The 14,906-nt window shown below is 35.9% G+C and carries 17 protein-coding genes and 1 other annotated feature; of the genes, 6 read left to right on the top strand and 11 right to left on the bottom strand.

Features of this window, described 5'->3' with window-relative positions; translation table 11 throughout:
• Window positions 1–627: 627 nt before the first annotated feature.
• Genes D8M05_RS19040 through D8M05_RS19020 form a run of 5 tightly spaced genes read left to right on the top strand, consistent with a single transcriptional unit; the run spans window position 628 to window position 5,886 of the window.
• Window positions 628–2,196: a DUF6583 family protein gene (locus D8M05_RS19040; RefSeq protein WP_245985542.1), complete on the top strand. Its 1,569-nt coding sequence runs from the start codon at window positions 628–630 to the stop codon at window positions 2,194–2,196.
• A gap of 24 nt (window positions 2,197–2,220) precedes the next feature.
• A complete protein-coding gene (locus D8M05_RS19035; RefSeq protein ID WP_121134601.1) occupies window positions 2,221–3,444 on the top strand; it encodes an ABC transporter permease in 1,224 nt (407 codons plus the stop codon).
• A complete protein-coding gene (locus D8M05_RS19030; protein WP_121134599.1) occupies window positions 3,441–4,547 on the top strand; it encodes an ABC transporter permease in 1,107 nt (368 codons plus the stop codon). Before D8M05_RS19035 ends, D8M05_RS19030 begins: the two co-directional genes overlap by 4 nt.
• Window positions 4,540–5,211 (top strand): ABC transporter ATP-binding protein, encoded by a 672-nt coding sequence (locus D8M05_RS19025; RefSeq protein WP_121134597.1) that lies wholly within the window; start codon window positions 4,540–4,542, stop codon window positions 5,209–5,211. The genes D8M05_RS19030 and D8M05_RS19025 overlap by 8 nt, the downstream gene beginning before the upstream one ends.
• Before the next feature lie 54 nt (window positions 5,212–5,265).
• Complete coding sequence (locus D8M05_RS19020; protein WP_121134595.1) at window positions 5,266–5,886, top strand: lytic transglycosylase domain-containing protein; 621 nt, start codon at window positions 5,266–5,268, stop codon at window positions 5,884–5,886.
• Window positions 5,887–6,016: 130 nt separating this feature from the next.
• Here D8M05_RS19020 and D8M05_RS19015 read toward each other — a convergent pair whose 3' ends face one another.
• The 6 genes from D8M05_RS19015 to dut form a co-directional block, all read right to left on the bottom strand.
• Window positions 6,017–7,180, bottom strand: coding sequence for an MFS transporter (locus D8M05_RS19015; RefSeq protein ID WP_121134593.1), 1,164 nt, complete (start codon window positions 7,178–7,180; stop codon window positions 6,017–6,019).
• Window positions 7,181–7,370: 190 nt separating this feature from the next.
• Window positions 7,371–8,456, bottom strand: a complete 1,086-nt coding sequence (locus D8M05_RS19010) for a M42 family metallopeptidase (protein WP_121134591.1) — start codon at window positions 8,454–8,456, stop codon at window positions 7,371–7,373.
• 250 nt (window positions 8,457–8,706) lie between these two features.
• On the bottom strand, window positions 8,707–9,312 hold the full coding sequence (locus tag D8M05_RS19005; protein WP_121134589.1) for a TetR/AcrR family transcriptional regulator: 606 nt from the start codon (window positions 9,310–9,312) through the stop codon (window positions 8,707–8,709).
• 53 nt (window positions 9,313–9,365) lie between these two features.
• The gene (locus D8M05_RS19000) at window positions 9,366–9,977 is read right to left on the bottom strand and encodes a GNAT family N-acetyltransferase (protein WP_121134587.1); all 612 of its coding nucleotides are present in this window, start codon (window positions 9,975–9,977) and stop codon (window positions 9,366–9,368) included.
• Between the two features lie 241 nt (window positions 9,978–10,218).
• Window positions 10,219–10,671, bottom strand: coding sequence for an MFS transporter (locus D8M05_RS18995; protein WP_121134585.1), 453 nt, complete (start codon window positions 10,669–10,671; stop codon window positions 10,219–10,221).
• Between the two features lie 131 nt (window positions 10,672–10,802).
• Window positions 10,803–11,237 (bottom strand): dUTP diphosphatase, encoded by a 435-nt coding sequence (dut, locus tag D8M05_RS18990; RefSeq protein WP_121134583.1) that lies wholly within the window; start codon window positions 11,235–11,237, stop codon window positions 10,803–10,805.
• Window positions 11,238–11,373: 136 nt separating this feature from the next.
• Between dut and D8M05_RS18985 the strand changes: the two genes are divergently transcribed.
• Window positions 11,374–11,766, top strand: a complete 393-nt coding sequence (locus tag D8M05_RS18985; protein ID WP_121134581.1) for a sigma-w pathway protein ysdB — start codon at window positions 11,374–11,376, stop codon at window positions 11,764–11,766.
• 291 nt (window positions 11,767–12,057) lie between these two features.
• Here the strand turns inward: D8M05_RS18985 and D8M05_RS18980 are convergent, their stop codons facing one another.
• The 5 genes from D8M05_RS18980 to infC form a co-directional block, all read right to left on the bottom strand.
• Window positions 12,058–12,630 (bottom strand): TVP38/TMEM64 family protein, encoded by a 573-nt coding sequence (locus D8M05_RS18980; RefSeq protein WP_121134579.1) that lies wholly within the window; start codon window positions 12,628–12,630, stop codon window positions 12,058–12,060.
• A gap of 75 nt (window positions 12,631–12,705) precedes the next feature.
• A complete protein-coding gene (locus D8M05_RS18975) occupies window positions 12,706–12,984 on the bottom strand; it encodes a DUF1294 domain-containing protein (RefSeq protein WP_121134577.1) in 279 nt (92 codons plus the stop codon).
• 68 nt (window positions 12,985–13,052) lie between these two features.
• A complete protein-coding gene (rplT, locus tag D8M05_RS18970; RefSeq protein WP_121134575.1) occupies window positions 13,053–13,409 on the bottom strand; it encodes a 50S ribosomal protein L20 in 357 nt (118 codons plus the stop codon).
• Between the two features lie 55 nt (window positions 13,410–13,464).
• On the bottom strand, window positions 13,465–13,659 hold the full coding sequence (gene rpmI / locus D8M05_RS18965) for a 50S ribosomal protein L35 (RefSeq protein ID WP_121134573.1): 195 nt from the start codon (window positions 13,657–13,659) through the stop codon (window positions 13,465–13,467).
• Between the two features lie 34 nt (window positions 13,660–13,693).
• On the bottom strand, window positions 13,694–14,197 hold the full coding sequence (gene infC, locus D8M05_RS18960) for a translation initiation factor IF-3 (RefSeq protein ID WP_121134571.1): 504 nt from the start codon (window positions 14,195–14,197) through the stop codon (window positions 13,694–13,696).
• 66 nt (window positions 14,198–14,263) lie between these two features.
• Window positions 14,264–14,391 (bottom strand) — a sequence feature (ribosomal protein L20 leader region).
• Window positions 14,392–14,906: the final 515 nt, after the last annotated feature.

Raw genomic sequence — 14,906 nt, 5'->3', positions numbered from 1 at the left:
TTAAAGGCAGCGTGTTACCACCTGCCCTCCAAGACTCGCTACGAGTGAATGGCTAGTTCTTTCTCGACGGGAATCCCACCCGCTATATATTACGACCTATGCTCGGTCGCTCCAGGAGTCTGCGTGTGTTTCCTCCACTACTAATTGCTCTTTACTCAAATAAATCATGGTTTAGCACTATTATCATTGTTGATTGGAGCGGAGGGCAGCCAGTCGACTCCTGCGGGAAAAGCACGTGTCCGAAGACTCCAGAAGAAGCGTTCTTTGCTTCTTTGGAGGCTAAGGCCGTGCCCGCGGAAAGCGTACTGGCTGCCCGGAGCGGAAATCAACAAAGCACTTATTGCGCATTTTAAATCTTTTACGCCACACTTCACCTAAAAAATAGCAACAATTTTTTAGAAAATAATATTTTTTATATCTACATATCTTAATTTTCTAGTTCCTTTTTCGTATATCCACTATTCCTATTCCATATTTTTAGGTCCTTTGTCCGAAGATAAAGAAGCGTTTGACTTATATACTCAATTAGTGGTATAAAAAATTAGAATACTATAGTGATTTTTTAGATTTTCTAAAATACATTATAAGAGAGAGACATGTAAGTGATAAATGGAAAGGGGAAATATCGTGAACGATTCTAAGCAAACCGGGGGAAAGAAAAAAGGAATAATAGCAATTATTATTACCATCATTCTAATAGCTGGTGGTACGGCTGCTGCATTTGTACTGTCTAATACTTCATCAAAAGAGGCATACTTTTTAGCAGAAAAAAATACCTTTGAATCTTTGAAAGAGGAAATTGAGGAACGTTATCAAGCAGAAATCGATTGGAGCAAAGCGTCATACGAAAAACCTACAGAACAAGCGATTGAATTATCTGCAGAATATAACGATCCAGCAGCAGGCACAGAAAATTATGCAACAGTAGATCCCGCACAGATTATCAATAATTCTAGTATCACCCTAACTGCACAAGCAGATGTACCAAATAAGCAAATTTCAACTGAACTTGCAGCAAATATTAGCGGTATAGAAATTGATGGATTAAGTGCATATATAACGGATGAAAAATTAATGGTAGGATTACCTTTTATTGAGGAAATTCTTCAAATTAAAGATGAAGATTTAGGACCCTTATTACATGAAATAGATCCTATGGTATTTACTGGGGAAGAATCTCTTGAGCTAGATACGATATTTGAAGAATATGGTGTTATTACAGAAGATGACTTGGATTACTTTAAGAAAGAATACGTTGAAATGATTTATGATACGTTACCAGATGAGGCGTTTACTTCTGAAAATGAATCCATTGAAGTAAATGGCGAATCCTTAGATACAGAGAAAATTGAATTCCACTTATCTGAACAACAAGTGAAAGACCTTCTCTCAGACATCTTCGCGAAATTAGAAAAGGATGATAGAGTAAAAGAATTACTTCGTTTGCAAATGGAGCAGCAATTTAGCGGAATGTCCATTGATTCTGATATTGACGAGATGATTGCCGAGTTTGAAACGGCAATGGCAGATGCGAAAGAAGGTATACAAGACTTTCAAATAACAGATGGTTTCACTTCAACGATTTGGATTCATGACAAGACTATCGCAAAACGTGATCTAAACATTGAATTAGGTCCAGATCAAAGTGATTTAGTCACATTCACAATGAATGGTACGCAGCGATTACAGGATAATACACAGCATTTTAATTATGAATTATATTTTGCTGATGCACTGACAGATGGAACAATGAACATTGTAGCTGATTTATCTTCAGAAAATGACAAAGCAGCAGACTCTATTAATCTAACATTTGGTGAGTACACCCTTTCTTATGAAGGAACAGAGAGCATAAATGATGGAACGAGAGACTTTGAACGCGTCTTTTCATATGAGGATTCCATGACTGGTGGAAGTCTACTGTGGGATGGTTCTTCTACTTATAATAATGACCAGATGAATTCAGAACATCACTTCTCAATTGATAGTCCAGAACTTGGCCCAGATATGTTTAGCCTCCATGCATTCATTGAAGGAAAATATATCGATGGTGTCGATATGCCAAAAGAAGATAGTGTGAAAGATTTAGGAGGACTTCCGGCAGAAGAATTAATGAATTATGTTGAAGTTGATTTAACACCTAAGTTCCAGCAGTGGATTTTTGAAATGATGATGGCTGGTGGAGAAGGTTTTTAACCAGAAAGAAATGGAAGTGCTTGTATGGATATATTGAAACACATCCTACTATTTGTTACAAACAATATACAGCAATTAAGGAGGAAGTGGTTATCACTTCCTCTTCTTTTCATCTTCCCTATTTTATTAGTTGGTTTGATTTGTATCGTAATTGTTTCATTTATCATGCCTGAAGACGGGGAGGCAATTCAAGTAGGTCTAGTTGATTTAGATAAGTCTAAGGAAACAGAGCTAGTGACACAACTAATAGAAGAATCTTCCCAATTTGGTAGCTTCATGAGCATACATTCTATGGATGAGGATAAAGCACAGGGAGAAATTGGGAATAATCGGCTGAGTGCCTATCTTGTCTTTCCAGAAAATTTTACAAATGATCTATACCAAGGGAATTCCGTCATCATCCCAATTGTAGGCAATCCCAAGCAAAGACTAGAAAGCATGACTATTCGTGAAATCATCGATAGTATTAGTCTACATATACGCGCTTCTCAAGCGAATATATTAGCAATTAACCATTATGCAAAGGAAATGGGAATGAATGATGAAGAGCGAAATGACCTTGTATTTGAACAATTTAAGGAATTTGTCTTTTATACATTAGGTTCGAATCAGGTAATACGTGACGTGGAATTAACTAACCTATCAACCGCTTCCCCTGTTCACTATTTCGGCATAGGAGCGTGGCTTCTACTCATTACCATTTGGTTGCTCACATTTTACCACCTTCTATATCAAGAGAATAGTAAACGTTTAAAACAACGAATGAAGCTCTACGGTGTTACCAATTTAAGTGAAATGATAGCAAGAATGTCTGTTTCACTAATCATGAGCATGATTTTTTCACTTATTGTCTTTTTAGTCTTGAATCACTTTTTAACGTTTGATTTAGTCCGCGTAGATGTTCTAAGAATTTCGGGACTAATCTTCCTTTACTCCCTTTTATTTTTAATTTGCCTAGCAATTTGTGAAACGATTATCCGAAGGCAAAAGCTGCGGCTACTTGTTCATGCCGTCTTTACAGTAGTTGTTTTGATCATTAGTGGAGCTATTATTCCTACTATTTATTTACCAATAGGTTTACAGGAATTATTAGCATATAGCTTCTCCTATGAGAGTTTTTACTGGTTAACGGAGATTCTACTCAATAATCGGTTGTATGCCGATTTCTTGCCATTATTATTAATGACACTTGCTGGATTCTTTGTGTTCATTGGGATTTCACTTTGGAAGGAGCGTGTTGACAGATGATTGCTATTTTCAAAACACGTCTCATCCACTTACGTAAGCACATTTTTTCATTCATTTTCTGGCTTATTCTTCCCATCCTTGCGACACTCTTTGTTATTTATCTTACCGACAAGCTTCAGGAAGATAGTAAAATACCTATCGGGATTGTGTTAGAAGAAGATTCAGCACTTAGCAATGACCTGTACGAGGTGATACAGGAAAACCCTCTCATTCGAGTCTATGATGTTACGGAAGCAGAGGCCCGAATAAAAGTTGAAAGCCATGAATTAGACAGTGCATTTGTAATACAGAAGGATTATGAAGAGAATATATTAGAAGGAAAACGGAATCGATTAATTACTAGTTATCGGTCAGACATGTCTTTCGCCTACATTCCAGTTAGTGAAATGATCATTTCATATGTTCAGCAAGAAACAGGCAGGGCAAAAACCGCATTAACGGTTATGAACCTATCTGAAAACAGAGCTAACACATGGACAGCCGACGAAATTATCGCAAAATCAAAAGAAATTCAGGAAGAAGAGAACTTGTTACGTACTTCATTTTCCTATCAAAAAACGCATCAATCTGTAGATGAAGAAAAAGAAAGTCTATTGAACAACTGGATGTTGTGGGCAATCTTTAGTGTACTGTCCACCCTTCTAGTATCAGACTGGATAATAAAAGAAAGAAAGGCAGCCATTGCTGTCCGCTATGCTTTTATGAAATATTCTCTAAAAAGCTACATGTTACAAAATCTATTGTTATACACATGTGCATTTTTCCTTATGGATCTATTAGCGGTTTTCATTTTTCATTTTCTCCTCGATGAGCCAATTTCTTTGCAACTCATATTGTCACTTATCGTATTTCGTATAACCGTAAATTTAGGTAGCTTTTTATTCGCATTGCTTTTTAGAAATATCTATTTTTATTATGTTATCTCCTTTATCATCTCGTTAATTTTAGCAATTCTAAGTGGAATTATCATCCCGATAGAAGGAAATGTAACAATGCTGAACCCAATACATGCCTTTAGCCAGCATTCATTATTAAATCCATGGCTCTTTGTTTTTATTCTAATCACTGTTATTTGGATTATGAAAGGAGAATCTGATGCTTAACGTGCATTCTCTTACAAAAAATTATGGAAAAAAAACAATATTACAGGATATATCATTTACGGTGTCACCTGGTGAAATAATAGGACTAGTTGGTGAGAATGGTGCTGGAAAATCAACCCTTCTTTCCATCATAGCAACATTAACAAAATCCTCATCAGGAGATATTTATTTTAATGACCTTGATTTTAAAAAGGATAGAAAAGCAATTCGAAAAAAAGTGGGCTTCGTCCCACAAGATATTGCAATATGGGATAATTTTACAGTTGAGGAAAATATGGTTTTCTTTGAGAAGCTTTCTTGGGAAAAAAAGAACAATAACCAATTAAAACAGCTTTGTTTAGAAATGAAATTAGACAAATGGAAAGAACCCGCTGGAACACTTTCGGGTGGGATGAAACGAAAATTAAATTTAGCGATTAGTCTGATACATGACCCAGTACTTCTTTTATTGGATGAACCAACAGTTGGCATCGACTTAAAGTCAAGAATAGAGATTGGTACCTATTTAAAGAAATTAGCCAAAGAATCAAATAAAATGATTATTTATATCTCCCATGACATGGATGAGATTACTAGTCTCTGTGACCGAATTATCAGCATCGGGGAGGATCCTTTTTACCAAGAAATCTTGCAAAATAATGGCAAAGAAATACTATCATTTTAATATTGCTTATTCTAGCGATTCCCCGTAAAATAAAGATAATGGGGTGAATTCAACATGGAAATTAGAGAATTACAACAAAAAATATTATTACAAGCAATGTCAAACCTTACATTACATTCAAATAATCAGCAATCCCCAATGATGGATGTAACATTTAAACAATTGCTTCTTAATAAAATAAATCAAGCAACACAGCTTTCTAGTACCAGTGCAGCTTCGATGGACAACATTTCAAATCCAAATTCGTATATGTATTCACTACCCGGTACATCAAGCACTGAGCAATCAATAGTCAGAAATACCAAATACAACCCATACATTACAGCAGCTGCTGAAAAATACGGCTTAGATGAAAACCTCGTTCATGCAGTCATTAAAAATGAATCTGGTTATAATGCTTTCGCCAAAAGTTCTGCAGGAGCACAAGGCTTAATGCAATTAATGCCAAATACGGCAAGGTCACTTGGTGTAACGAATGCTTATGATGCACGTCAGAACATTGATGGAGGCTCGAAATACCTTCGTCAAATGCTTGATAAGTATAATGGGAATGTAGAACTTGCGCTTGCCGCTTACAATGCAGGACCAGGTAATGTGGACAAATATAATGGTATTCCACCATTTACCGAAACACAGAATTATGTAAAGAAAGTAATGAATACTTATTTAGCCTAAATTTTAATAAGATCTACCAATGCGCGTAACGTATTTCGTTGTTAAGTAATAATTAAGAAAAACGATTTAAATCCCCTACAAAATCGAAAATGATTTCATAGGGGATTTTTTTGTACAATGTCTTTGTTACTTAATTTTTTACCGTTCTCCCCTTCTCAATAACAATGGTTGCTCCTAGAAGAATAATAGTGAAAACAATTAAAAATATAGGAAATAGATTCATATTGAAATTCTGAAATAATGTACCTACTAACGGTGGGAAAACTGTTATTCCTACATAACCAGAAGCTACTTGAAACCCAATAATCGCACTTGAATATCTTTCTCCAAATCTTCTTGGTGTTTCGTGCATCATGGTTGGAAAAATTGCTGCACAACCGAGACCAATGAGTATAAATCCCCCGTATAAAATGCTACCTGTTCCAAAGGCAACTGTAAGAATTCCTATAAAGAGAAACACTTCGCTAAACAACAACATCTTTTGATTAGATAGCCAGAAAGTTATAAATCCTGAAAGAATCCTCCCCAACGTTACACTTGCAAAAAATAAGGATATGATGAAACTAGCGGTTGCTACAGATAACGATTTCACTTCAATTAAGTAACTACTTCCCCACAAAAAAATAGTTCCTTCTAAACCAACATAAAACAAAAAGGATAATAGAGAAAAGATAACTCCTGGTTGTTTCAATACTGTTCGAAGAGAACTTGTACTTTCCCGAGATTCAACAGGTGATACGTTTTCTTTTTGCTTCCAAAGAGGTAGAGAAAATAGGAGAATAATAACTATTATCAATTGAATACCACTAATAATCAAATATCCGTTTCTCCATGAATAATCATTATTTAAACTAATCCCCATAATAATTGGTCCCAACGTTGCCCCGACTCCCCAAAAAGCATGCAACCAATTCATATGATGTGCCTTGAAATTGACAGCCACATAATCATTTACAGAAGTGTCAATCGCACCTGCCCCAAAACCTAAAGGTAATGCTGCAACGATTAATAAAAAGAAATTTTGCGTAATTGCAAAGCCTATTAATCCTATTGCAGTAAGGAGTACACTACCTAAAACTAGCCTGCCTGTTCCAAGTCTTTTAGTGATTCGTATAGTTTGCAAACTTGAAATAACGGTACAAATTGCAATTGTCATTGAAATGATTCCAGCTGCACTATATCCAACATTAAAATCTCCCGCCATCTCAGGCCAGGCTACTCCTAATAGGGAATCAGGTAATCCTAAACTGATATAGGTGGCATAAATTATTAATATAAAAATTATATTACGCATTTCGCTTGCCTCCATTATTATATGATTAATGCTTAGATGATGTCAGTCTACAACAGTATAACAAAAAGGAGGCAATATCATGACTTTTTAATTGTATGTACATAATTTTACAAGAAATAATAAAAGGTAAAGAAAAAACACCCGCAAATTACTTTATGAATTCGCAAGTGTTTTAAATTTTTCTCTTATGCTATGCTAGGATAAGTTCTTTCACCGTATCCGTATCTAATTTCTTAATTACTTCAACGATTAATTTTACTGCATTTTCGAAATCATCACGATGCAGAATACCAGCATGCGAATGAATGTAGCGTGTAGCAATCGTAATCGATAATGATGGCACACCATTTGCTGTTAAATGAATGGAACCCGAATCTGTTCCACCACCAGCAATGGATGCATATTGGAATGGAATAGCATTCTCTTTTGCTGTTTTCACAACAAGATCACGCAATCCTTTATGCGAAACCATGGATGCATCATAAAGAATAATTTGTGGTCCATCCCCTAATTTACTATCTGCTTCATGAGGCTTAATTCCTGGTGTATCTCCAGCAATACCTACATCAACACCAAAGCCGATATCAGGTTTAATCAAATGTGCAGCAGTTTTTGCCCCACGTAAACCAACTTCCTCTTGTACGTCACCAACACCATAAACAACATTTGGATGTTCTACATCCTTTAATTGTTTTAGGACTTCAATCGCAATCGCCAGACCAATACGGTTGTCCCATGCTTTTGCTAAAAGCATTTTGTCATTTTTTAAAGGTGTAAATTCGAAATAAGGAACAATCGATTGACCTGGTGCAACGCCAAATTCCTCTGCCTCTTCTTTACTAGAAGCTCCGATATCTATAAACATATCTTTAATATCATAAGGCTTTTTACGTGCTTCTGCGGGTAGTACATGTGGTGGTTTTGAACCAATTACACCAGTTACATCACCATTCTCACCTAAAATCGTCACACGTTGCGCAAGCATTACTTGATTCCACCAGCCACCGACTGTTTGGAAGTACACGAACCCTTTATCGTCTATTCGTGTTACCATAAATCCAACTTCATCAAGGTGTCCAGCAATCATAATTTTAGGACCGTTTGCATCCCCTGTTTTCTTCGCAATTGAACTACCTAGATTGTCTGTTGTTACTTCATCAGCATATGGAGAAATATACTTTTCAAATACTTCTCTAACTTCCTTTTCATTTCCTGGAATTCCTCTTGCATCCGTTAAATCTTTTAGCATTGTTAATGTTTCATCTAATTTTACCATATGTATTACCTCCTTGATCAGGTTCTTCCAATTATAACCCTTTCTAGCACGAATATCCTTTATTTTGCCTTTTATAATTTATTTCATTCTTTGAATAATATGTATGCTGCAAATGTGATTTTACTTAAGTAGTATTTCAGTCTCCAAAATTAGTTCTCGTAAATATTTACTTCCTCACTTGTATTATCTGGATTGGAAGAAATTAATGTTACAATCTGTTCAATTCTAACCTTACAATTCTCCAGCTAACTTACAAATTTTCCCTAATCAAAAATGCTGTTACAATTTGGGGACTTGGTGTAATATATCGATCACTCATTGCAAGTTTCATCGTCATCATCCCTTGTATCGAAGCAAAATAGTATAATACCATTTCCGAAGCATTTCCTTGTTTAAACTGACCCAGTTTCTGACCCTTTTCGATTAATTGGGTTGTTCGGCTGAACATTGCTTCACTCTGTTTGTTAAGATTTTTAATTTGAGGAGAAGGGTTTTCCATCGTCGAAGATTGATTCATAAGCATGTAAAACCCTGCAATTTCATCCTCTTTATCAAGATCACTCAAAATTTCTAGCGTGAATTGTTGAATTAACTCTGAAGGAGACTCATTACTTTGAAACTTTTTCGCTATTCTTTTTAAACCTTCCGCAGCATAGGAGACAAGCTCGTTAAATAAATCCTCTTTGGTTTTATAGTGACGATACAAAAGCCCTACGCTGATTCCTGCACTATCCGCGATATCCTTAACACCTGTCGCGGCAAAACCTTTTTTTGCGAACAGCTTTATTGCAGCCGAATGGATTTTATCTCTGGTTGCAGCTCTCATTGCCTCATATTGTTCTTCCGTTCTAGGCAAGATTTTTCCCTCCTTTCCACTCTAATTATTCACCAAATAGAAACTTGCACTTATTATTTAACATACTTCAAGGACAAGAGATGATTAATTCCATTTATCTTGGCCATTTTTTCCGGAAAAGACTTCCTTTTATATTCTTCAAAACCTAATTTTTTATATAATTTCATAGCAGGAATATTCGTATCAGCAACTTCTTCAATTACGTAATCGTTGTACAGAGCATTTTCAAGAATATGGCTGATAATCTGCGATGCTGCACCTTGTCCTCTATATTCAATAGCTGTACCGACAAATTCAATTGAACCTGTATCGGGAGGGAAATTTTCAATGGGAGCTTCCCATTCTTTTTTTAAAACAATCCCCGCAATACTACCTCTTATAAATCCTAAGTGCTTCTTCAGTTCTTTTTTATTGAGTCTTATCGATAACGTTTTCCCGTCTGTACATGCAGCCATTCCAGCAACTTTATCGTTTACTACAGCTACATAAAATTGTTCTAAAACAAACATGTGAGCAAAAGCCTTTGCAATTTTGTTTTTGTCCTTAGAAAAATACTCCAACCACTGTGAAAATCCCTCCGCAAAAATCTCAGACATTTGCATACTTACATCTATTTCAAGCTTATCCGCTTTTACAATTGTAAACTTTTTGTCTCCTGCTTGCATTAATAATTCTCCTTTTTTAATGAATGAATATATTTTCATTATAAAATCAGAACGATATATTGTCAATTCGACATCACTGTTTCTTTAAATAACTTTGACAGCATTGTTAAATTAATAAAGGAGCCGTTGTGAAACGACTCCTTTCATGATAAACTCTACTCAAAGTTCTCTGAGCTTTCTTATGATGTATTATTTATATTTCTTTCTCCTTAGGGTCAGAACATACACGTATTAGTCTAGCTTACGATTCCTTTTCTTTAGAAGGAATATTCTCATCAACTGGTCGTGCTCGATACACAATAAATGACAATATCACTGCAATAAGTGTAATGATAAAGATAATAAAGTAGACATTTTCTACCCCAACAACCATCGCTTGTGTTATTGATTCTTTCGACGTTGGATTTGCAACACTTTCTAGATAACTTGCTTGTTTTGAATTTAGAATACTGATAAATACGGAAACGCCAATTGCACCACTTAAGGGCTGTAATGTTGTCATCACTGCTGTACCATGTGGATATAAGCGTTTCGGAAGCTGATTCAACCCGTTTGTTTCAGCTGGCATCATCGTAGCGGATACGCTAAGCATAATCAAGATAAATCCGACGACAATTACCCAAGGTGGAGTTTCCGCTGTCAATCGGCTAAACATAAACATTGTTCCTGTATTATTTGTTCCATCTTCATTCATAGTGTCTTACCGTTCTAACCACACCTCGTCTTTTAAAGACAGCCAAAAAAGAGGTTAGTACTAATCCCCTCTTTTAAAAGAACCGATATACAGATTTCATTAAAATAGACAGATCGATTCTTTCGCTCGGCCTATTTCCCTGATGAGCCGAATCCACCTTTATCTCGATCACTGTTAGACAAAACTTCTGCTTGTACAAGTTGTACTTGTAATACTTGTGCAATAGTCATTTGAGCAATTCTCATATGTTTTTCTACCTTAAAATCCTCTTTACCGTGATTAATTAAAATTACTTTAATTTCACCTCTATACCCTTCATCAATCGTTCCAGGACTATTTAAAACTGTAATCGAATGTTTCAAGGCTAAACCACTTCTAGGTCTAACCTGTGCCTCTGTTCCCTCTGGCAACTCAATTTGTATCCCTGTTCTAACTAACTCAGCTTCTCCAGCCTTGATTATCTTCTCCTCGATCGAAAATAAATCCAGGCCAGCGTCACCTTCATTTGCACGATATGGTAATTTTGCCTCATCATGTATTAATTTAATTTTCAACTTATGTTCCATTAAGATTCCCCATTTTAATTATTTTTTGTAAAGTTCTTTTTCTAATTTTACCTTTTTTATTAAAAAAAGTGAAACCTTATCTAATGTTAATACGTAGCTAAGGGAGATGTATCTATGAATAGGGAGACGATTCCATATGGTTATTATATTATTTCGCATACTTATACTGGTTGCAATTGTGCTTCTTGTTTATACTGCCGTTCAGTACCTAAACAATCCGAGAAGGCGATTAAATATAGCGAAGGCAGCAAAAGAGTACTATTTATTTGATGAACCTAATAATAGTAAGAAGAACTTCCAGTTTGTTTATAAGGGTTGTCTATTCGAAGGAGAGAAATACCTAGGTACCACTGAAGATAGCTTCGAGGTGGTTAACATTCATATAAGTGTCAAAGAAGCAATGGAATTAAAAGGCTTTACAAGAGAAGACCTCTATTTCCTTGAGAATGAGATTCTACTTCGCTACCCACATGCTAAAATTAAATGGAACCATCCGATTAATGAATTACTATTAACCAACCTTGACTAACTTTAAAAAGCACTCATTTCTTTAATGAGTGCTTTTCATGTTCGTGAGCGGCTAGCTCCAGCGCTAAAGCTGTAGCGAGACTTCCCTCACCTCCGTACGATAAGGTCAACATCGACTCAAGTTATTGAGGAAGGCCGACTAAGTACGGGCTATGCCCAATGTCGGCATACCCCATAAAGGGGCATGTTTCCTTTATCTCCTACGAAGGAATGTTCGATTAAAATCGAACCACCCACAAACAACGTGGGCGCAGTCCGTACGTCGCTAAACGGACGCTTCCGCTTTTGTGAATTACGTACTAACCTGAAAAAAGTCCTGCCATTTGATGATCATTTCCTTTGTTCTTAAAAGGTAAATAAGCGGCAACAAGGCGATTAAGAAGGTGAAGATATAAATAGGGGATAAGTTCGAAATCCACCCACCAACAGATGTATAAACAAATGCTAACGGTATACTAGATAAGAATGATGATTTCATGTAATCTTTTAACCCAGATGTAATTTCAATCAAACATAAGGATAACAAATGAAAGTGGATAAATGGTACAAGCCTTAGGACTGTAATCTGTGCTTTCGATAAATTGCCATACTTACCAAGTAGTTTCTGTTTTAGATGTGTTAATCGTTCGAATTGCTTTGGCTTCCATCGAATGATTAAGTAAAAAAAGATACTTGATAAGGTTATTCCAATAATGGAATAGACGGTCCCTGCTACCGGCCCAAATACAACTCCACCTGAGATACAGATAAAAACAACAGGTAGAAACAACAATGGCCTTAGTAAGTGAAAACTGATAAAAAGCAGTGGACCAAATACACCTCCCGTTTCGATGAATGCCATTATATAGTTCCCGAAAAGTTCCATAACTTTTCCTCCTTTATAACAGCAAATCTAGTTGTATTTACATCTAATTCATATATATGACAAGAGACTAAACCTTTATGACATGAAAAAAAGCAGGTAGGCAAATAATACAAGATTCATAATCACTAATATTGGCATACCAATTATGAAGGAACGGTGCTTTGTCTTATGTCGGAACATCCTCATGCCCATATATGTACCGATTGCACCCCCTAAAAATGCAATAATCCACATTGTACGCTCTGGAATTCGGTATGCACCCTTTATTGCTTTCTGTTTGTCAATACGCATCATAAACAACCCAATGATATTTACTCCAATAATAAAAAATAGAATATTATTAGCACTTTCCATTTAAATTCCCTCCCATATGATAAAAATGACCAAACCCTCGATATGGGTTTGGTCACTTCTTATCACTATTATTTTAATGCAGCTTTTGCTTGATCTACTAATTGAGTAAAAGCTTTTTCATCATTAATAGCAAGATCAGATAGCATTTTACGATTAATATCGATACCAGCTAATTTCAAACCATGCATTAATTTACTGTAAGAAATATCATTTAAACGAGCTGCAGCATTGATACGTGCGATCCATAATTTACGGAAATCACGTTTTCTTTGTCTACGGTCACGATAAGCATATTGACCTGATTTGATTACTTGTTGTTTTGCTGTTTTAAATAACGCTCTTTTCGAACCATAATAACCTTTAGCTAATTTAAGGACGCGTTTACGACGTCTGCGTGTTACTGTTCCACCTTTTACACGTGGCATAATAATTCCCTCCTAGTACATTTCCATATATATCGATTGATCATGTGTTTTTTTATTATTTAGGTAGCATTGCTTTGATGCGTTTGTAATCTCCTGAAGATACTACAGCACCTTTACGTAGTTTGCGTTTTTGTTTTTGAGATTTGTTTGCAAACAAGTGACTTGTATAAGCATGAGATCTTTTTAATTTTCCAGAACCAGTTCTTTTAAAACGTTTTGCTGATCCTCTATGAGTTTTCATTTTAGGCATAACTATTTCCTCCTCGTAACGTTACATCATTTGGTTATTTTTCATTAAGCGGAGCGAACATCATAAACATATTACGGCCTTCCATTTTAGGTCTGGATTCGACAGTCGCAACATCTTTTAGCTCATCAGCTAAGCGATTTAATACCTGTTGTCCAAGCTCCTTATGCGTTATCGCACGTCCACGGAAACGCACTGATGCTTTTAATTTGTCCCCTTTTTCAAGGAACTTTTTAGCATTTTTTAATTTTGTTTCGAAGTCATGATCACCAATTCCTGGTGTAAAACGTACTTCTTTAATGTTAATGACTTTTTGATTTTTTCGAGCTTCTTTTTCTTTTTTCTGTTGCTCATAGCGGAATTTCCCAAAGTCCATGATACGACAAACAGGTGGTTTCGCATTAGGAGCTACCATTACTAAATCTAAATTTCTAGTTTGAGCAATTTCTAATGCTTCTTGACGAGATTTCACACCAAGTTGGTCCCCGTTTGAATCGATTAGACGTACTTCTCTAGCACGAATCTTCTCATTGACATTCATATCTTTGCTAATAGTTAGCCACCTCCAAGGAATATTGATTATTGATCTATCTGACAAGCCTTTTTACAAATTAAAAAAGTGTCGGCACTTACATCGCACCCACACATTTCCAATAGCAATTTTATCTAAGTTGGAACCAGTCAACTACCTTTTGGTGTCGATCAGGTGAGAAGCGGGTGCTTCTACTTGTCTTAAAGATCATTTAATTTTGTCAACTTTTTTATCATACCATTTATTAACAATCATGTCAAACAAATGGTTTAAAGTATTATTTGATTACTTAAATGAGTATAGCATAAACTTTGAGGTAGGACAAGTACTTTTCTATCTTGTGATTTTTTTATACTTTTTACATTGCTTGTTGAATTTGTTAAAGTTATGACGAAAATGATATAAAGTGTTGCGTAATGATAATGAAAATTATCATTATGTAAAGCTCTCGCACACTTTCATGGTTGTTATGTGCTGGAACCTGCTACGGCAGAATGCTTCGCGGACCTTAGGGCACGGCCTCAGCCTCCTCGCGGAAAGACCACCGCTGTGGGGTCTTCGGACACGTGCTGTTCCCGGTCGAGTAAGCGGGAATATAATCCTCTTCGAGGACGTGTTCCTCACTCCTCACAGAACCGTGCGTGCGGTATTATCGCACACGGCTCTTCCTATTATCATTCACAGAATATAGCTAATACTGGTCTTCAAGTCATATATG

The organism is Oceanobacillus bengalensis (assembly GCF_003628445.1).
Taxonomy (GTDB): domain Bacteria; phylum Bacillota; class Bacilli; order Bacillales; family Amphibacillaceae; genus Oceanobacillus; species Oceanobacillus bengalensis.
This window is presented reverse-complemented; position numbering and strand designations above follow the sequence as displayed.

Excerpts from the sequence above, each read along its gene's own strand:
- D8M05_RS18975 (WP_121134577.1), bottom strand. The coding sequence starts at position 12,984 with ATGGAAAGTGCTAATAATATTCTATTTTTTATTATTGGAGTAAATATC.
- D8M05_RS18995 (WP_121134585.1), bottom strand. The coding sequence starts at position 10,671 with ATGAATGAAGATGGAACAAATAATACAGGAACAATGTTTATGTTTAGC.
- D8M05_RS19020 (WP_121134595.1), top strand. The coding sequence starts at position 5,266 with ATGGAAATTAGAGAATTACAACAAAAAATATTATTACAAGCAATGTCA.
- dut (WP_121134583.1), bottom strand. The coding sequence starts at position 11,237 with ATGGAACATAAGTTGAAAATTAAATTAATACATGATGAGGCAAAATTA.
- D8M05_RS19030 (WP_121134599.1), top strand. The coding sequence starts at position 3,441 with ATGATTGCTATTTTCAAAACACGTCTCATCCACTTACGTAAGCACATT.
- D8M05_RS18980 (WP_121134579.1), bottom strand. The coding sequence starts at position 12,630 with ATGGAACTTTTCGGGAACTATATAATGGCATTCATCGAAACGGGAGGT.
- D8M05_RS19000 (WP_121134587.1), bottom strand. The coding sequence starts at position 9,977 with ATGCAAGCAGGAGACAAAAAGTTTACAATTGTAAAAGCGGATAAGCTT.
- D8M05_RS19035 (WP_121134601.1), top strand. The coding sequence starts at position 2,221 with ATGGATATATTGAAACACATCCTACTATTTGTTACAAACAATATACAG.
- D8M05_RS18985 (WP_121134581.1), top strand. The coding sequence starts at position 11,374 with ATGGTTATTATATTATTTCGCATACTTATACTGGTTGCAATTGTGCTT.
- rpmI (WP_121134573.1), bottom strand. The coding sequence starts at position 13,659 with ATGCCTAAAATGAAAACTCATAGAGGATCAGCAAAACGTTTTAAAAGA.
- D8M05_RS19010 (WP_121134591.1), bottom strand. The coding sequence starts at position 8,456 with ATGGTAAAATTAGATGAAACATTAACAATGCTAAAAGATTTAACGGAT.
- D8M05_RS19025 (WP_121134597.1), top strand. The coding sequence starts at position 4,540 with ATGCTTAACGTGCATTCTCTTACAAAAAATTATGGAAAAAAAACAATA.
- D8M05_RS19015 (WP_121134593.1), bottom strand. The coding sequence starts at position 7,180 with ATGCGTAATATAATTTTTATATTAATAATTTATGCCACCTATATCAGT.
- infC (WP_121134571.1), bottom strand. The coding sequence starts at position 14,197 with ATGAATGTCAATGAGAAGATTCGTGCTAGAGAAGTACGTCTAATCGAT.
- rplT (WP_121134575.1), bottom strand. The coding sequence starts at position 13,409 with ATGCCACGTGTAAAAGGTGGAACAGTAACACGCAGACGTCGTAAACGC.